Genomic DNA, 16,954 nt, shown 5'->3' with positions numbered 1-16,954 from the left:
CAAGGGATGGGCATTGCCCAAGGGCTTGATCAGCGCGCTATGGTACTACAGCCGGTCGATTGATGCAGGCGCGACGGCGCCAGGCGCGGAAAACGCCTTGTTTCTGGCCGATTCGTCTGTACTGGTGCGCGATGCGCACGTGCCCGTTCACTCTACGCATCCGCTGCGACGGTGTCGCGCACGCTCTGCACTGCGTAGCACCTGAAGCAGCACGACGTATCGGATGCTCGCTTGTTACAGCGAATAGGAAAACTGCTGCGCCTGCGTCAGGCCCAACTGTCGTGAGCCATTCTCAGCGCAGTGCAAGCGCATCTCGGGGCGATACGATGTTGCGCAATCAGGCTGCATCCAGCACCGATAACAGGTCTTGCAGATCCTCACGCGTTTGCGGTCTGACTGCACGCGCCAATTCCTGCCCATCGCGCAGCAGGATGATGGTGGGCCATAATTTGACGCGAAAGGAGCGGCCTAGCGGCCGCCCTTTTCCATCTTCGATCTTGCGGTAATCGATCGCGTCGTATCCGCCCAACAGCTTTTGCAACAGCGGCTGCGCGGCAATGCAATGGCCGCACCAGTCGGTACCGAATTCCAGGACCTGCAAACCGGCCTGTGCCTCCACCGCGCTGCGTTCCGGTGCCTGGGCGGCGTACTCGCGAACGAACCCCATCGTCTGGATGCTCCGCTTGATTACGACAAGGCGCGCTGGATATCTTCCAGCGGCAGGTTGGTTAGATCCTTGGCCAGGTCGCCCACCAGGCGCTGCTGGGTTTCCTTGTGCAGCAGCGGGCGCACGCGGCCCAGCGTGGTGGGGTCGGCCACCAGCACCAGATGCGTGTATTCGTGCTTCAAGGCGCCATCGTTCAAGGCGTGCGAGAGTTGCTTGGCGAATGTCATTTCGTCCAGGTCTGTTTCGGTGAGATCTTGCGGCGCCTTGCCGGCCGGGCCGTCGTCATCGACGTTCTGCACGTCGGTGCGCGCGTGCTGGCGCAGCACGACCTTGGCTTCGTTGCCGGTATTGGTGAACCAGCGGGCTTCGCCGCCGTCGGCCACCACTACCAAGGCGCCCTGAGGAATTTGCAGACTCATCCGGTTTCTCCTGGTCGATGTCGACGCTGCAAGTGCAGCGCCAGTCGGCCTCAACCTAGGTGAGAAGATGTAAGGATTGCGCCTAGCCGGTGTCAGCAGCGCGTTAGTGCTGCGCGTCGAAACTGCGGCGACGGCAGCTCCAGATGCTCGCTGAAAAAACGCGCGATGACGCGTAGCGCCTGCTGGCTTTCCGGAAGCGTGTCGGAAATGGAAGGCATGCCGCAGCCGGTCCGCACCCGCGCGACGGCGAGCGCAGGTGTTGTTTTTTTGCTTGGCGTCCTGTCGGCAACGCGGCGTCATCCCGTGCGCTACGTCCGGCAGTGTCCGAGCGAGGGACGTCACGCCCTCGCCTGAGCCAGTGCATCGCCGTACACCGGGCACTGCATCAGCCCAGATAGGGGCGCTCGCTGGCAAACAACAACTGCTGCGCGCCACGCCGCCATGCATCCGGGCAGCGCTGGCCCAGCAGTACCGCCGCCATGGTGTACGCCAGGCCGCGGCCGACCAGGCTCACGCCGCCCAATGCCGCTTCGGCCTGCTGTTGGCTGCTGCCGGCCTGTACCGCGTCGAAGAACCGCGCGATGTAGGCGCCATCTTCGCCGGTGCCTTGCAGGGTTGCCGCGCGCAACGCATCCGTTTGCCAGCCCTCGCGCGCGGCCAGTGCCCAGGCGCTTGGTGCAGTGATGGCGTCGAGCCCGGCGCGCTCGGGTAGCACGCGTGCCTGCTGCAGCAATGCGGCGCTGGCGCCACGGGACGCGGCCGCGAGCCGGACGATGCGCGCCTGCACGTCGGCATCGGCGGCCGCCTCTGTCACTGCCGTGTCCAGTTGCCCGTGGGCCAGGGCGTAATAGCTGTGGTAAGGCGTGCCCTGGGTGCGCTCGCCGCCCTCCAGTGCCACGATCGATGCCAGCGATGGCGACCGCTGCGCCATGCCCGGCAGGTCCGTCGCCAGGCCGCGGTGGCGCTGTACACGGGCCAGCAGCGGCAGCACGTCATCGGCCAGTGCCGGCGCGCGCGCTGCCTGTTCGTACAGCGCCTGGGCTTGCGGCAGATGCAGCTGACCGACCTGCACGGCCGCTGCAGCGCGCTGTAGCCAAGGGTCGTTCGGCCAGCGCGCCTGTGCGGCGACAAACGCCTGGTCGCGCTCGGGCGTATCGCTGCGGCAGCGGATCGCCGCGTACTGCAACGCAGGCGCATCCGGATGCGCCTGCGCAGCGGCGGTCTGCTGGCCGCACACCTGCGCCCGTTGCTCGGGCGTGGCGATGTCCTGCTGCATGCGCAGCGCCGCCACATCTTGCGGGTTGCGCTGCAGGCGCTCGGCCAGAAGCGCAGGCACGGTGTGTGGCGCGGCGCGGCGCAATTGTTCCATCCACTGCTCCAGATACGCCGAGCCCGCATCGTCCCAGCGTGCGTGCGCGGTGGCCAGCGCCAGATCGCGCTCCGGGCCCAGCTCGCCCAACAGCTCGTGAGGCGAACGCCCGGACACGGCCGTCAGCACGTCGCGGTACTGGCCGCCCTTGCCGCTGACCTTCTGCGGCGGCTCGCTGAAGATGTCCTGCGCCTGGGTGCGTTCCCAGCGTGTAGTGCTCAGGCTGCGCGTGGTGTCTTCGCTGGCCGAGCCGTAGCTGGCGCGCCAGTTCAGCAGCAGCGCGGCACCGGCCACGTTGTAGGCGAACTGGCCGCCGTGGCCGCCACTGGGCGCATCGAAACGTTCGATCGCCGCGCCGTTGGCCGTGCGAGTTTCGACATGGTGGGTCGAGCGCTCCGACAGACGAAACACATGCCGGCCGTTGGCGGGGATGGTGGCGGCCTGCCCGTCGATGGCCACCGTCACGGTCTGCTGCAAACCGTTGTAGGCGACCACTTCGGCCATGCCCACCGCACCGCCGGCCCACAACACGCCAGCCACGATCGATGCGGCCACCGCCACCCGCGCCACCGACGGAAACACGCCATCGGCGGCCAGAAAGCGCTGCCACAGGTTCTGCCGCAGATCGCGCTGGCGCACCTCGCCCGGCAGGCGGATTGGGTAATCGGCTGGCGCTGCCGGGGGCGTGTCGTCGGTTGGCAAGGTGTCGCCGTTGCGCAGGCGCTCGGCCACGGCGTTTTCTGCACGCAGCAACTCTTCCAGGCTGGCATCGCGCAGCGTGCCCAATGCGTCCAGGGTGACCTGCACCCAGCTACCGGCCGCCTTCATCCAGGCGTTGATGTTGTTGTCGTCGGCCTCGACCAGACCGAATTCCGGCAGGCACTGCGACCACTGCGGCTTGCCCAGGGCGTGCGCCAACGGCGCGTTCAACTGCACCTGCCCGGCCTGCGCGTACACCTGACGCAGCGCGCGTTGCACCTGATTGCAGGCCGCCACCAGCTGGCGCAATTCCTTGGCCGAGACGCGGCCATCGGCAATCACGGCGTGGAAGGTCTGCAGGTACAGCAGGTTGGCGTCTTCCAGATCGGCGATGGTGTGGTCGGTGTAATGCAGCACCGCCAGGTAGCCGCGCAGCAGCGCCGGCCAGCCGCCGCCGATGCGGTTGGCAGCCGCCAGATGCACGCTGCGGCAACGCTGATCGTGGCCGCTGACGCGCGCACGCAGCACCCGCAGCTCGTCGTCCAGGTCGGCGATCACCGCCGGCAGCTGCGTGCGCGACAACGTGGTGCCCTTCCAGGTCACCACCCCGCCAGCGGCGCGCAGCCCGCCATCCAACAAGCCTTGCAAGGTGGCGCGTTGGCGCTCGCGCTCGCGCAGCTGTTCGATCGCCTGGCCATCGTCGGGCAGGTACAGGCCGTCCAATGCCTGCAGCAGATCGCCCGACGGCAGCGGTGTGGCATACAGCTCGTCCAGGGTGCGCGCCGTGCGCGTACACGAACGCCCGAGGTACAGCCCTTGGTAGCGCCGCGACAACGACAGGGCGGCGAATTCGCGTTCCAACTGCTCCAGCGAAACGGCAGTGTCCACACAGGTGGGCGCTTCGCCGTTGAACATGCCCAGCGACACGCGCTCGCGCAGGGCCTGCGCGTCATGCAGCAACTCCATCACCGGGCGCGCATCGATGGCGCAGGCGATGTAGCGGGGTTTGAGATTCTCTTCGCGCGCGGCACTGGGCGGATGCGTGGCCCACATCTGCGAGGGCTGGGCGATTTCGCTATGAAACAGCCGGTGCATCGGCGCTGCCTCGGTCGGTACCGCCGGCACTGCCCCATGGCCGGGGTCGTTCAACACCACGCGCATGTGTTCGATGATGCGCGACTGGATGGCGAACAGATCCTTGACCGGGCGGTCCTGAGCGAATTCGCGCGCGGCAAAGCGCAGCGCGCGCTGGAAGCCATCATCGGCCGCTTCCAGCTTGTGTAGTGCATGCACCAGCGCATCGCTGCCGGTGAGCGATGCGGCCACCAGGTCGGCCTGATACTCCATCTCGCGCGAGAGTGCGCGTTGCGCCAGCACCACGCCGCGGAAGGCGATTTCGACCAGCGAGCGGATCGACCACACGATCAACGACAGCCCCCAGCCGATCCACGCCACGCGCAGGTCGATGCGCGACAGCGTGGCCAACACGCGATCCAGTGCATCGCGCTTGCCCACGATGTGCGCGGCGATCTGCTGGGCGATATACACCCAACGGCCAACCGCCATGGTGCGCTGGGCGAAATGCCCGAATTCGTGGGCCAGCACCGCCTTCAATTCGCCCAGATTGAGCACATTGACCAGGCCCAGCCCGATATCCAGATTCTTGCGCGAGGGCAGCAGCAGATTGATCAGCGACAGGTCGTAGAACACCCCGGCGTTGACCTGCGCAGACAGATAGACCTTGTGCGGGCGCGGTGCCCCGGCATCGTCGGCCAGCCGGTACAGGAAGGCGAACAGCGCCCGCTGCTCGGCGGGGGTAAGTTCCAGCGCGCGGGTGTCGCGTTCGGCGCGCTTGTTGAACACCAGCGCCTTGGCCATGAACACCGCCAGAAACGCCGCGCCGGCGGCCACCACCCAAAGCCAGAACGCTTGCTCGCCGCCGGAACCCTGCAGCAAGCCGGCGACCAGCCGGTAGGCAGTCCAGCCGAACCACACCAGCAAGCCCAGGTACACGGCGATGAAACCGCCCAGGCCGAACATGGCCAGCCAGGCGTTGCGACGATAGTTGCTGCTGGGCGCAGTGAGCTGTTCCGGCACCACGGCCGGGCCTTGCGGATAGAGCGATTCCATTCGTGTCCCCTGATGAGTGGCCGGGCGCCACGCAGTCGTTCGGCATCCCGGCCGTGCGATTCGATCCGCCGGGCGCGCTGTCCCCTCGCCCCGGCAGCGCAGAAAATAGCCGAGCGGGGCGACAAAATCCATGTGCCCGCGGCGCGGCACATGCCCGCCGCACGAGAGCCTCAGCGCTGCTGTAACGCAGTCATGCCCGCGTGGCGGCGCGCTCGGCCTGTACCTGCTGCACCGCCTGCATGGCCGAGCGGGTCAATGGCGCGGGCAAGGCATCGAGTGCGAACCAGCCCATGTCCAGCAGCACCTGCGGTTCGCGCAGCACCGCCTGTTCCGGGCCCTGGATGCTGGCCAGATACACCGGCGCCACCCAATGCTGCGGCGGGTCCATGTCCGGCTCGAAGTGGCTGACCACGCAGAGCACGCGCTGCGGATGCACCTGCAGGCCGGTTTCTTCGAGCACTTCGCGCACCACCGTGGCTTCCACGGTTTCCATCCAGTCCACCTTGCCGCCGGGCAGCCCCCAATGGCCTTGCTCGGGCGCCCGCCCGCGCAGCACCAGCAGCAAGCGGCCGTCGGCCCGCTGGAGGAAGGCGCCACAGCCAACGCGCGGGCGTAACTCGGAAGACATCGGCATCAGCAACTCTCGCAGACTCTGGCGCATCAGTGTCCTAGATGTGGCGGCTGCGGGGAATGCTGGCCGGCATGTTCGATCGCCGCGCGCCTGGGCACTGAGGAGCGCCACCCAGGAAGCACCGGCTGCGGCGCGCAGAGACGGAAGGCATGCGCCCTATCGCGTTATGGCAGCGCTGGTGCCCGATGACACCGCCTTATCACCGCATTGGCGAGGATGGCCGCCTTACGCGCCATGCTGGCGCGCGGCTGTTGGAGAGGTCCATGTCGCGAGTTCTCGTCATCGGCGGCCACGGCAAGGTGGCGCGCCTGCTCACGCCGCTGTTGGTGCAGGGCGGGCATCAGGTCACTGCGTTGTTCCGTAACCCCGCACACGAAGACGATGTGATCGCCGATGGCGCCACGCCGGTGGTATTGGACATCGAACGCGCGCAGACCGACGCCATCGCCGCGCAACTGGCCGGTCACGATGCGGTGGTGTGGTCGGCCGGGGCGGGCGGCGGCGATGCGGCGCGCACCTATGCGGTGGATCGCGATGCGGCCATTCGCGCCATGCACGCAGCCGAGCAGGCACGCGTGCGTCGCTATGTGATGGTGTCCTATCTCGGCGCCGGGCTGGAACACGGTATCGGGCCAGACGATGCGTTCTTCGCCTATGCGCAGGCCAAGGCCGCTGCCGATGCGCACCTGCGCAGTACCACGCTGGACTGGACCGTGCTCGGCCCTGGCCGGCTCACGCTGGACCCGCCCTCGGGCCGCATCACCCGCGACCCGGGCAGCGATGCCGACGGCGGCGTCTCGCGTGCCAACGTGGCGCGGGTGATCGCCGCCGCACTGGCAACGCCGGGCAGCATCGGCAAAACGATGGGCTTCATCGACGGACAGACTCCCATTGCGCAGGCGCTGTCGCAGCTGGAATGAACGCAACACCCCGCGCGATCCGCACTGCACGCGGCAATTGGCTCCGGCTAACGAATTCCTAAAGCCGGCGCCCGCATAGTCGCCAGCGCAGCCCATTGTGGAGGTCGCTTATGTCCACGTTCGTCAGCCCGCGCCGCGCCGGGATCCTGCCGCCGTATCTGCTCGAACACGTGGCGCAGGCCGCGCCCGCACACGCGCGCCAGTGCGCGCTGCTGTCGCGGCAGATCACCGCGCAGCTACGGCAGCAGCGCGCGCTGGGCTTGCTGGCACGCGCAGATGCGCCAGCGGCAGACGCCAAGGCGCAACAGAGCGCCCAGGCGGTGCAGCGGCGCATCTACGATGCCCAGCAAGGCACCACCCTGCCTGGCACCCTGGCGCGTGACGAAGGTGCCCCCGCGACCCAGGACGTGGCGGTGACCGAAGCCTACGACTACCTGGGCGCCACCCACGATTTCTTCCAGACCGTGTACGGGCGCGATTCGATCGACGCGGCGGGCATGCCGCTGATCGGCACCGTGCATTACGAGCGCGGCTACGACAACGCGTTCTGGAACGGCGAGCAGATGGTGTTCGGCGATGGCGACGGCGAGGTGTTCAACCGCTTCACCATCGCCATCGATGTGGTCGGGCACGAGCTCACCCACGGCGTCACCGAGCGCACCGCCAACCTGATCTATCAAGGCCAGTCCGGGGCCTTGAATGAATCGATTTCGGACGTGTTCGGCGTGCTGATCAAGCAATACACGCTGGGCCAGAGCGCCGACCAGGCCGACTGGATCATCGGCGCCGGCTTGCTGATGCCCGGCATCCAGGGCGTGGGCCTGCGCTCGATGCAGGCACCCGGCAGCGCGTACGATGACCCGGCCCTGGGCAAGGATCCGCAGCCGGCGACCATGGCCGGCTATGTCGACACGCAAGAGGACGATGGCGGCGTGCACTACAACTCCGGCATTCCCAACCACGCGTTCTATCGCGCCGCCGTCGCGATCGGTGGGGCGGCGTGGGAGAAGACCGGGCGCATCTGGTATCGCGCGCTCACCGGTGGCGAGCTGGCCGCCAGCGCGGACTTCGCCACGTTCGCCGACCTGACCGCCAGCGTGGCCAGCGCCGACTACGGCGCCAACAGCAGCGAAGCTGTGGCCCTCCGGCAAGCCTGGCGCGACGTGGGCGTGCTCGCATGAGCCCACAACGGCCACCAGTGGAAACGGGCGTGACCTTGCGGCTGGCGCGCGAAGGCGGGGTGGCGGCGTTTCCGGCCATGCGCCGCGAGCGCCAGTTGGCGATGGATGCCCTGGACGATGCGCAGCGGGTGCGGCTGCGCAGCGTGCTGGATCAGTGCATGGCGCACGCGCTGCCGGCGCCGCAGGCCGGCGGTGGCGATCGCCGCTATTTCAGCATCGTCTGGGATGGCGCCAGCGAGCCGCTGCGCATCCCCGAAGAACATGCACCTGCGGAAATCGTGCAGCTGTGGAAGCAGGGCACGCTGTAGCGCAGGCCGCCACCGCTGCGCATGCAGGCATTGTGCTGCGCTGACTCGCGCGCAACGCACGGCAGGCGCCCAGTCGCGCAAACGAAGACACCGCGCAATGCGCGGTGCCTGTCGGTCAGCGAAGATGGTCCAACTGCGGATGCCTGCACCCTTTAAGCTGCCTAGATGCTCTAAGGCTGCACAGCTGGTGACGCATGGTGGCGTGCACCGCGTTAGCGCCACGTGCAGCGCAGCGGTCAGTCTGAAGACACGCCCCTCATTGCTGCAGCGCACCGCCACCGGCGCATGGCACGGCGCGCCTAGTGCTCCGGATTGGCTTCCACCAGATGCGCCAACAGCATCAACGAATCCTGCCAACCCAGGTAGCAGGCATGCAGCGGAATCTGTTCGGGAATGCCTTCCTGCACCACGTGCAGATCGGCACCGCACGGCAGCGTATGCAACTGCACCGTGGTGACCATGGTGCCAGGCAGCGAGGGGTCGTCGAACGCATCGTCGTAGCGCAACAGCACGTTGGGTTGCAGCTCGCGGTAGATGCCGCCGAACGCGTGCCGCTCGCCATTGGCGAAATTGGTGAACGCCATGCGGAAGGTGCCGCCAACATGCGCATGCAAATGCTCCACGGTGCAGGTGAAGCCATTGGGCGGCAGCCACTTTGCCACCGCATCGGCCTGGAGGAAGGCGCGATAGATCCGCTCGGGGCTGGCACGTATGACGCGGTGGAGCGTGACGGTGGACATGGGCACTCGCTTGGGCAGAGAACGTCTCTACATGCTAGCGACCAACCCGCCATTGCACATCATCGACATGCCATGGCCCGCGTGCGCACGGTCATGTCCGGGCGGCGGCGGCTTCGGCGAGGGATGTCTGGTTGGTGCCTGCTGTACGCAACCCATTGCGTGAACCCGCGACGACGCGACGTTGGTTTTGCTGCGTGCGCGTACGGGCTTGCCCGTCAAGCCGTCGCAGTGCCTAGCAACAACGCTCGCATTGCCGCCGCGACCGGCTTCGCGGATAGTCGTCGCACTGATCAGACGATTTTTCCATGATGCTCGTGACTGTGTTGCTGCTCGCCGCCGGACTGCTAGGTGCCGTTGTGCTCGCCGGAGGTCTTTGGTGGTTGCTGGCGCGACGCCGCGATGCCAAGGCCGATGACATCGCGCCGACGTCGGCCGGCACTGCGCCCACAGCGCACCCGCCGATCGCACCGGCACCATCGCCCGCCGCGCCGCTGCAGCAACCTGTCCCGCCGCCCGCTGCGCAGACGTTGCAGATCGAACCGCCGCCGATGCGCCCGCTGTTGCGGCGCATGTATGCGGCCGTGATGGCCACCCCATCGCTGGCCGAGGGCACGCTGCCCGCCGACCCCGCCCAGGCCGAGGTGCTGGCCGCCGTCGCCGCCGCGCTCGAACATGTCGACCTGCGCCCGCAATTGCTGCCGCGTCGCCCGCACCTGTTGCCGCAGCTGATGCGTGCGGTGAACGACCCCGATGCCTCCGGCCGCGGCATCGCCGCAATCATCGCGCAGGACCCCGCATTGGCGGCCAACCTGCTGCGCATCGCCAACAGCGCACTGTACCGCCCGCAAGGCGGCCCGCTGGAAAGCCTGGAGCGCGCGGTGGTGCATATCGGCACCGAAGGCGTGCGCCAGATCGTCGCCGCGGCCGTCATGCAGCCGGTGCTGAGCCTGGATGGCGGGCTGTATTCGCGGCTGCCCGCCGCCGTGTGGGATTACGCCTTGCGCACCGCCGCCGCCGCTGCCGCCTATCTGCGCGAACGCGGCGGCGACACCTTGTCCGGTCAACTCGCCGGCCTGTTGCAGGGCCTGGGTGCGGTGGTGATCCTGCGCGTATTGCGCGACACCTATGCCGAACGTCCCGCCGTGCCATACAACCTGGAAGTGGCCGCCGCCCTGGTCGAACGCCACACCGCCACCGTGGCCAAAACCATTGCCAACGCCTGGGAACTGCCGCCACCGCTCGGCACCGCGCTGGACGAACAGCGCCCCGAACACGACACCAGCTTGCTCGCCACCCCGCTCGGCCTGGCATTGCGCTACGGCCGCCTCGCCGCCGCCCTGGCCATGCTCGCCCGCCATGGCGCCGAGCACGAAGACCACGCCCTCGGCATCCTGGCCACCCTGGAGCCGGACAGCGAGGCAAACGCCGCACTGTGGCAGCGGCTGGTGGCCGCGAGCGTGGAGTGAGTTGCGCTGAGGCAACGACTGGTGGCTGCAAGCGTGGAGTGAGTTGCGCTGAGGCAACGGCCATTGCTTACCACAGCATTCAGCGTCAAGCAGCCGATGACCATGTCCACTGCGTGCGCTTGAAGATTCGGCTTAGCCAGGCCCTGCTGGTTGCATGCGGCTGGCGCGAATGCACTAGCACAACTAGTGCATTCGCAACCGGGGCATCCGGGCGCAAGCGCACATCATGCTCACGCCGTCACGCACAGACTGGCCGGGTTCCCCAAACGACGAGAGACATCCCATGGATAAGAACCGTATCGACGGCGCCGCCAAGCAGGTCAAGGGCTCGGTCAAGGAAGCCATCGGCCGTGTCACTGGCGACAAGAGCACCGAACTGGAAGGCGCTGCTGAAAAGAACGTGGGAAAGGTGCAGCGCAAGGCCGGCGAAGTCGCCGATGACGTGCGCGACGCTGTCAAATCGACCAAGTAGGTTGGGTGTATCAACGTAGGCTGACAGCCACAGGGCTGTAAACCATGCATCGCGTGCAACGCACTCGGTGATGCAGCGCGAACAGCGGACGATTGCCAATGCGCCCCCACGTGTTCGGGGCGTTGGCGTTGGTGAGAGGTGCAAGGGTAGTAAGCGTACAAATGTTGTCGCGTTAGCTTGCGTGCCGATATCGCATGTCCGATGTTCCCACTGCTGGCAGCGCAGGATGCACGCATTGCGCTCGCTGATGGTGGTCTGGGGCGCCAGGGGGAAGCGGATTCGCCAAAATTTTCCGCGCTAGCCGCACGTGCATGCTCGACGGCCATCATCGGCAGTGCGCTGTCGATGCAGAAGGCGATCGGTTTGCGATCACCGTGGTAGTAATTGGAATCACCACTCGCCTGGTGGAGACGCTGGGGTTGGGCTGCACATCGCGTGGGTATTGTCGCCTGGCCCGCTGCATGGCTTGCTTGCGCTGGTGACCCTATGGCGCAGGCAGCCGGTAGTGACATCACCGGCGACTAGCCGGTGATCCGCGGACGCACTGGGCTGCGCTACCGCTTCGCTTTAATGGTAGGACTATGCCGCAACGTTTGCGTAGTCGGATGCATGGGCGACGGCCTATGCATCAGCTCAGCACGCGTGTACGACGGTCCGCCGGCGCAGATACGCGATGACGCTATTCGACTGGAGACTCGTGTAATGCATGCCTTGATTGTTGTTGCGCACCCGGAATCACGCTCGCACACGCACGCAGTGGCTGCGCAGGTGCGCCATGCCGTGTTGGCGTCCGATGCGGCGCATACGGTTGAGGTCGCCGACCTGGCGCAGGAAGGTTTCGACCCGCGCTTCAACCAGTCCGACATCGCGCTCTTTCAGCGGCGAGCGGCACCTGCGCCAGATGTAGCGGCCGAACACGCGCGGCTGGATCGCGCCGATGCGCTGGTGCTGGTGTTCCCGATTTACTGGTGGTCGTTTCCGGCGCTGCTGAAAGGTTGGATCGACCGGGTGTTTACGTTGGGCTGGGCGTTTGATGAAGGCGCCGAGGGCAAGATCGTGAAGAAGCTGCAGCACCTTGATGTGCACATGCTGGCCATCGGCGGTGCGGACGAGCGCACCTATGCGCGGCACGGCTACTTCGGTGCGATGAAAACGCAGATCAACCACGGCATCTTCGATTTCTGCGGTGCGCCGGTGCGCACCTCGGAGCTGCTGACGGTGCCGGATGCGGGCTTTCCGCAATCGCACTTGGACACGGCGCGCGCGATTGGTGCGCGGTTGTTTGCCGCAAGAGCATCTGCTGATAGCGCACCCAGCTTACTCCAGGGTACAGCTGCTGCGTCGTGGTGACTGGCAGGTCTGCCCAGCTGCGTCCGTGCCTGCATGCCTGCGTGCCAATGATGCTCCCGCGTCATGACCTCGCTTGCATGATGCCGCGCTAGTCATGACGTGCAACCGCATCACCGTTGCTAGTAGCGCATGCAATCTACGCGGCCGCGCGTCCAGGGTCGTGCAGCAGCCTGTCGCCCACCATCGCACATCACTCAAACGGCCGTGGAGACGGGCGCGGGGAGTTGGCAAAGATCTGGTACAGCACTGCAGCGCGCTCGTCTGCGGCGATGTTCTCGATGTCGCTCAAGCCTCTTCGAGCGATGGCCACCGATGCCTTGCGATCGCCGAGCAGATAGGCGAGCCGCAGATACGCTGCGCTCTCGACCAGGTTCTTTTGCGGGGTGTCGCCGTTGTAGACCTCGGACAGCCCATAGTATGCGTAGATATTTCCGGTGGCTGCGGCCTTGCGCAAGATCGCCACACCGCTCTCGAAGCGGCTGCTGCGTGCGGTCCTGCTGCCGTAGAGCACAGTGGCCGCGGGATTGCCCGCCTGCGACTCGGCCTGCAACTGGGCCAGATCCAGCTTGCTCAAGCGTGCGTGCTCGGCCGGCGATGGGTAGCCGTGGGCAATCAGCCAGTGCGCTTCTGCCTGCGAGCTGGCCAGCAGCGGGCCGCCAGCGATGCAGGCATAGGCGCCGGGCTGGCAGAGATACGGCGTGGTGTCGGCATGGGTCGGCATGGGTCGGCGCTGCGCGTGTAATCGATGGCTGCGGCGTGTTATTCGAGGCGGCGCTGTCGTTGGTGGTGCGTGCGTGGACTGTCGGCGCGGCGACTGACGCTGCATGTGCAGGCGTTGGCGTTGGCGTTGGCGTTGGCGTTGGCGCATTTGTGCAGCTACTGACTGCCATTGCAGTGAGTGCGGTCAGTGCGATGCTGGCGAATTTCATGAGGCTGTCCTGTTGGCGTGCGGGATATGCCGGGTTGCACATCGCCGCATCTGCGTTGCTCCTTGGAGCCTGCACCTTGCGTGTCGGCGATGACACGGTCAAGACAGCTGCGCGAGATGCAGCCGGGTGTGTAAGCCAGGCTGTCGACCGCGCACCGCGCAAGCAATGCACGCCGATCTGTACAACAGCGCCTACTAGCTTCGACGTCGACTAACGCAGGCGCATCAGCACGCGACAACGTGCTGCTTTAAATGCGGGCGCGCACTGACATCCTCGGGTATTGGCGAGCACTCACCATACGACTCAGTCCGGTTTTTCCCATGTGTTTACGTCCATAAGCACTCAACCGGCGCGGACGCTCGCGCTGGCTCCTGCAACGCGTCAAAGCAGACGCAACAAGACACGAAATTCGGCTGTTTTAGGCCATAAGCAATGCGATGTTTGCGTAATCAGGTCGCTTGAGACGTTTCGCAACCCTCGTCTCATTTTTTCCGTATATCGTGACAGACATCACACGAAATGTGATTGATATCTCACTTTATAGCGGAAGAAGGATCTGGATATGGCCGAGAACAGGATGGGGCTGCAGACGCAGCCGATGGGTGCGCATGGGGCCGCCGGGCAACCATGGGCCGCGTTGCTGCCAGCGTTGGCCGTGGGCATTGCCCGCCCGGCCGCATTACCGCGCACCGCGGCAGATGCGGCCACCCTCAAGCGCCTGCTGCGCAAGGGCGCGCGCAGCCTGGTGCGTACGCTGCCTTGGCGGCATCAGGACCGGCTGTACTTCCTGCATACGTTTGGACGCCTGCCGGATCTGTACGCGCCGAAATGCTTCAACGAGAAGATCCTCTACCGCAAGTGTGTGCATGGTGATTACCTGCAATACCAGCGGTTGGCCGACAAGTTTGCGGTGCGGCCGTATGTGGCGGCCAAGATCGGCCAGGCGCATCTGATCCCGCTATTACTGGACACCACCGATCCGCAAGATTTGCTGCGCTTGCCGCAATGGCAGCAGACGGTGATCAAGGCCAACCACGGCGCGGCCATGGTGGAAGTGGTGCGCGAAGAGCCGGATGCGCAGCAGAAACGCCGCATCATCGCGCGTTGCGGCCAATGGATGCGCACGGATTTTTCCGACATGGTGCGCGAGATCCATTACCGCGATATTCCGCCACGCATTCTGGTGGAAAAATACATCGGCGATGCGCAGCAAGTGCCGGTGGACTACAAGTTCCATATGTTTCGGCAGGCCGATGGCACCTTCAAGTACGTGCTGCAAGTGATTTACGGCCGCTTCGACACCCCGAAATTGTCGATGACGTTCTTCGTCGGCAACTTGCACGATGCGTTTCACCGCATCCGCGACGACGGTCGCGCGCCGCCGTGTGCGCCGGAACTTCTCGAGCAGGCGCTGGAACTGAGCAAGTTGCTGGCCAGCGACTTCGACTATGTGCGAGTGGATTGGTATATCCAGCACGGGCAGGTGTATTTCGGCGAACTCACCTTTACCCCGGGCGCCGGGTTGGTAACCGGATTGGACCGTGGGCTGGACCGGATAATGGGCGATATGTGGGTGCAGCGACGCGCGCCTGGGGAACCGTGTCTGCCGATGCAAGGGTTTGGTGTGGGTGTGCACGTGCCACAGCGGTGAGGCGTCAACGCAGGTGCAGTGCCCATGCGACGCCGATGCAGCGCGCCAGCGCATCGGCCGATACCTGCAGCGCTCCGGCACGCGGTGCACGGCGGCCGATGATGGCTGACAGCGATGCGCGGATGGTGCAGATTGCCGCCGCGCGCCGTGTTGCGGATGCCACCAACCACCTGCAATACAAGGCCCGCCGGTGCGATTAGCCGATTGGCTGCGCCACGCCGGCCTGTTTGGCAAATTCGCCAGCGGCCCAGTCCAGAAACACGCGCACCCGTGGCGACAGCTGGCGGGCGCGGGAATACAGCAGCGACACCGGGTTGGACGGCGGCGGGGTGTCGCGCAGGATTTCCACCAGCGTGCCTTGCTGCAGGTCGTGCGCCACATGGAAGCGCGGCACCTGCGCGATGCCCAGACCAAGCCGGATGCCGGCCAGATAGCTTTCGGTCCCGGTGACGCTGAGCGGGCTGGGCAATGCGAAGGTACGCAGCCCCTGGGCGGTCTGGAACTCCAGCGGCGTGACCACGCCGGTGGTGATCGAACGCAAGCCAACCATGCGGTGTTGGTCCAGCGCTTCCAGCTGCGTAGGCATGCCGAAACGTTGCAGGTATTGCGGCGTGGCGCAGGTGAGGCGTTCGAGCATGGCCACGCGGCGTGCAACCAGTTCGCTGTCGCGCAGCGGGCCATAGCGCAGCACGCAGTCGATGCCTTCTTCCACCAAGTCCACCCAGCGGTCGCTCTCGCTCATCACCAGCTGGATCTGCGGGTAGTGCGCAAAGAACGCGGGCAACCCGGGCAGCAAGAAGTGCCGCGCCAGCGTGCCCTGCACTTCCACCCGCAACAGCCCCTTGGGCGCCACGCCGCGGAAGCCGCCTTCGGCATCGTCCACGTCGTCCAGGATGCGCATGCAGCGTTGATGGAAGAGCTCGCCATCGAGCGTGGGCCGCACCACGCGCGTGGTGCGCTGTAGCAGGCGCACGCCCAGGCGCGCTTCCATCTCGGCGATGACCTTGGTGGCGGTGGAGCGCGGAATTTCCATGTCGTTGGCCGCTGCAGTGAAGCTGCGCCGCTCCACGATCCGCACGAACAACCGCATGGCGTCGAACCGATCCATGACACTCCCTGCCCACTGTTCGGGCGCTGGAAACAGTGCTGTGCAGTTTAGTGTGATGATCGTCGTGTCATTGCATTGGATAGTTTCCGCAACGCCGCAGCCCGCGGCATGACGGAAGAACTTGCATGACTCAGCAGCATAAAGTTGCATTGGTGACCGGCGCCTCGCGCGGTATTGGCGCTGCCATCGCGCAGCGATTGGCCGGCGATGGCTTTGCCGTGGTGCTCAATTACGCCGGCCATGCGGATGAGGCCGATCGACTGGTGCGCAGCATCGAAGCGGACGGTGGCCGCGCGATCAGCGTGCAGGCCGATGTCAGCGACCCGGCCGCCGTCGCGCGCCTGTTTGCCGCGGCCGAGACTGCGTTCGGCGGCGTGGATGTGCTGGTCAACAACGCCGGCATCATGCAGCTGGCCACGCTGGCCGACAGCGACGATGCCTTGTTCGACAAACACATCGCGATCAATCTGAAAGGCACCTTCAACACGCTGCGCCAGGCCGCACGACGGCTGCGCGACGGGGGCCGCATCGTCAACCTGTCCACCAGCGTGGTCGGCCTGAAGCTGGAAACCTACGGGGTGTATGCGGCCACCAAGGCGGCGGTGGAAACGCTGACGGCGATCCTGTCCAAGGAATTGCGCGGGCGTGCCATCACCGTCAACGCGGTGGCGCCTGGCCCGACCGGCACGGCGCTGTTCCTGGACGGCAAGTCGCCGGAGTTGATCGAACGCTTGTCCAAGGCCAACCCGCTGGAACGTCTTGGCTGCCCGGAGGACATCGCGGCGGCGGTGGCGTTCCTGGTCGGCCCGGATGGCGGCTGGATCAACGGCCAGGTCCTGCGCGCCAACGGCGGCATGGTCTGACCCGCTGCGGCGCGCGGCAGTGCGCACGCTGCTGGTTTCCCCCTCGAGGAG

At 66.1% G+C, this 16,954-nt stretch carries 14 protein-coding genes and 1 pseudogene; 8 read left to right on the top strand and 7 right to left on the bottom strand.

The features are described from left to right. Positions 1-337: 337 nt before the first annotated feature. The 4 genes from EO156_RS14105 to EO156_RS14090 all read right to left on the bottom strand — a co-directional run bounded on the left by EO156_RS14105 (position 338) and on the right by EO156_RS14090 (position 5,945). Positions 338-667 carry a thioredoxin family protein gene (locus EO156_RS14105; RefSeq protein ID WP_005930133.1) on the bottom strand — a complete coding sequence of 110 codons (330 nt, stop codon included), beginning with the start codon at positions 665-667 and terminating at the stop codon, positions 338-340. 20 nt (positions 668-687) lie between these two features. Further along, the gene (locus EO156_RS14100; RefSeq protein ID WP_003487911.1) at positions 688-1,086 is read right to left on the bottom strand and encodes a host attachment family protein; all 399 of its coding nucleotides are present in this window, start codon (positions 1,084-1,086) and stop codon (positions 688-690) included. 385 nt (positions 1,087-1,471) lie between these two features. Continuing rightward, positions 1,472-5,194: a M48 family metallopeptidase gene (locus tag EO156_RS14095; protein WP_029827800.1), complete on the bottom strand. Its 3,723-nt coding sequence runs from the start codon at positions 5,192-5,194 to the stop codon at positions 1,472-1,474. Positions 5,195-5,474: 280 nt separating this feature from the next. Beyond that, positions 5,475-5,945 (bottom strand): NUDIX domain-containing protein, encoded by a 471-nt coding sequence (locus EO156_RS14090; protein ID WP_015471538.1) that lies wholly within the window; start codon positions 5,943-5,945, stop codon positions 5,475-5,477. Between the two features lie 233 nt (positions 5,946-6,178). Here EO156_RS14090 and EO156_RS14085 point away from each other — a divergent pair, with 233 nt between their 5' ends. From EO156_RS14085 to EO156_RS14075, 3 genes are all read left to right on the top strand, one after another. Next, positions 6,179-6,835 (top strand): SDR family oxidoreductase, encoded by a 657-nt coding sequence (locus tag EO156_RS14085; RefSeq protein WP_026007069.1) that lies wholly within the window; start codon positions 6,179-6,181, stop codon positions 6,833-6,835. 110 nt (positions 6,836-6,945) lie between these two features. Further along, positions 6,946-8,016, top strand: a complete 1,071-nt coding sequence (locus tag EO156_RS14080; RefSeq protein ID WP_029827799.1) for a M4 family metallopeptidase — start codon at positions 6,946-6,948, stop codon at positions 8,014-8,016. Next, entirely contained in the window at positions 8,013-8,324 is a 312-nt protein-coding gene (locus EO156_RS14075) for a protealysin inhibitor emfourin (protein ID WP_005917446.1), read from the top strand. Before EO156_RS14080 ends, EO156_RS14075 begins: the two co-directional genes overlap by 4 nt. A 299-nt stretch (positions 8,325-8,623) precedes the next feature. On the opposite strand, the gene EO156_RS14070 is transcribed toward EO156_RS14075, so the two are convergent. Continuing rightward, positions 8,624-9,064, bottom strand: a complete 441-nt coding sequence (locus EO156_RS14070) for an SRPBCC family protein (RefSeq protein WP_026007133.1) — start codon at positions 9,062-9,064, stop codon at positions 8,624-8,626. 305 nt (positions 9,065-9,369) lie between these two features. On the opposite strand from EO156_RS14070, the gene EO156_RS14065 reads away from it, so the two are divergent. The 3 genes from EO156_RS14065 (at position 9,370) to EO156_RS14050 (ending at position 12,352) form a co-directional block, all read left to right on the top strand. Further along, on the top strand, positions 9,370-10,530 hold the full coding sequence (locus tag EO156_RS14065; protein WP_029827798.1) for an HDOD domain-containing protein: 1,161 nt from the start codon (positions 9,370-9,372) through the stop codon (positions 10,528-10,530). 283 nt (positions 10,531-10,813) lie between these two features. Further along, positions 10,814-11,002 (top strand): CsbD family protein, encoded by a 189-nt coding sequence (locus EO156_RS14060; protein ID WP_011050089.1) that lies wholly within the window; start codon positions 10,814-10,816, stop codon positions 11,000-11,002. Between the two features lie 702 nt (positions 11,003-11,704). After that, positions 11,705-12,352, top strand: a complete 648-nt coding sequence (locus tag EO156_RS14050; RefSeq protein ID WP_016849685.1) for an NAD(P)H-dependent oxidoreductase — start codon at positions 11,705-11,707, stop codon at positions 12,350-12,352. 190 nt (positions 12,353-12,542) lie between these two features. On the opposite strand, the pseudogene EO156_RS14045 reads toward EO156_RS14050, so the two are convergent. Further along, a pseudogene (locus EO156_RS14045) lies at positions 12,543-13,260 on the bottom strand (hypothetical protein). Positions 13,261-13,858: 598 nt separating this feature from the next. On the opposite strand from EO156_RS14045, the gene EO156_RS14035 reads away from it, so the two are divergent. After that, on the top strand, positions 13,859-14,932 hold the full coding sequence (locus EO156_RS14035) for an ATP-grasp fold amidoligase family protein (RefSeq protein WP_026006953.1): 1,074 nt from the start codon (positions 13,859-13,861) through the stop codon (positions 14,930-14,932). A gap of 196 nt (positions 14,933-15,128) precedes the next feature. Here the strand turns inward: EO156_RS14035 and EO156_RS14030 are convergent, their stop codons facing one another. Then, positions 15,129-16,040 (bottom strand): LysR family transcriptional regulator, encoded by a 912-nt coding sequence (locus tag EO156_RS14030; RefSeq protein ID WP_016849690.1) that lies wholly within the window; start codon positions 16,038-16,040, stop codon positions 15,129-15,131. Positions 16,041-16,165: 125 nt separating this feature from the next. On the opposite strand from EO156_RS14030, the gene EO156_RS14025 reads away from it, so the two are divergent. Further along, positions 16,166-16,903 carry an SDR family oxidoreductase gene (locus EO156_RS14025; RefSeq protein WP_016849691.1) on the top strand — a complete coding sequence of 246 codons (738 nt, stop codon included), beginning with the start codon at positions 16,166-16,168 and terminating at the stop codon, positions 16,901-16,903. Positions 16,904-16,954 lie beyond the last annotated feature (51 nt).

Source organism: Xanthomonas sp. DAR33341 (genome assembly GCF_003992815.1).
Taxonomy (GTDB): domain Bacteria; phylum Pseudomonadota; class Gammaproteobacteria; order Xanthomonadales; family Xanthomonadaceae; genus Xanthomonas; species Xanthomonas cissicola.
The sequence above is the reverse complement of the archived record's forward strand: the minus strand, read 5'-3'. Positions and strand labels throughout refer to the sequence as shown.

What these genes read in the sequence shown, in the direction of transcription:
- EO156_RS14080 (WP_029827799.1), top strand. Translation starts at nt 6,946, where the DNA reads ATGTCCACGTTCGTCAGCCCGCGCCGCGCCGGGATCCTGCCGCCGTAT.
- EO156_RS14065 (WP_029827798.1), top strand. Translation starts at nt 9,370, where the DNA reads ATGATGCTCGTGACTGTGTTGCTGCTCGCCGCCGGACTGCTAGGTGCC.
- EO156_RS14025 (WP_016849691.1), top strand. Translation starts at nt 16,166, where the DNA reads ATGACTCAGCAGCATAAAGTTGCATTGGTGACCGGCGCCTCGCGCGGT.
- EO156_RS14050 (WP_016849685.1), top strand. Translation starts at nt 11,705, where the DNA reads ATGCATGCCTTGATTGTTGTTGCGCACCCGGAATCACGCTCGCACACG.
- EO156_RS14095 (WP_029827800.1), bottom strand. Translation starts at nt 5,194, where the DNA reads ATGTTCGGCCTGGGCGGTTTCATCGCCGTGTACCTGGGCTTGCTGGTG.
- EO156_RS14070 (WP_026007133.1), bottom strand. Translation starts at nt 9,064, where the DNA reads ATGTCCACCGTCACGCTCCACCGCGTCATACGTGCCAGCCCCGAGCGG.
- EO156_RS14085 (WP_026007069.1), top strand. Translation starts at nt 6,179, where the DNA reads ATGTCGCGAGTTCTCGTCATCGGCGGCCACGGCAAGGTGGCGCGCCTG.
- EO156_RS14090 (WP_015471538.1), bottom strand. Translation starts at nt 5,945, where the DNA reads ATGCGCCAGAGTCTGCGAGAGTTGCTGATGCCGATGTCTTCCGAGTTA.
- EO156_RS14100 (WP_003487911.1), bottom strand. Translation starts at nt 1,086, where the DNA reads ATGAGTCTGCAAATTCCTCAGGGCGCCTTGGTAGTGGTGGCCGACGGC.
- EO156_RS14035 (WP_026006953.1), top strand. Translation starts at nt 13,859, where the DNA reads ATGGGGCTGCAGACGCAGCCGATGGGTGCGCATGGGGCCGCCGGGCAA.
- EO156_RS14030 (WP_016849690.1), bottom strand. Translation starts at nt 16,040, where the DNA reads ATGGATCGGTTCGACGCCATGCGGTTGTTCGTGCGGATCGTGGAGCGG.
- EO156_RS14060 (WP_011050089.1), top strand. Translation starts at nt 10,814, where the DNA reads ATGGATAAGAACCGTATCGACGGCGCCGCCAAGCAGGTCAAGGGCTCG.
- EO156_RS14075 (WP_005917446.1), top strand. Translation starts at nt 8,013, where the DNA reads ATGAGCCCACAACGGCCACCAGTGGAAACGGGCGTGACCTTGCGGCTG.
- EO156_RS14105 (WP_005930133.1), bottom strand. Translation starts at nt 667, where the DNA reads ATGGGGTTCGTTCGCGAGTACGCCGCCCAGGCACCGGAACGCAGCGCG.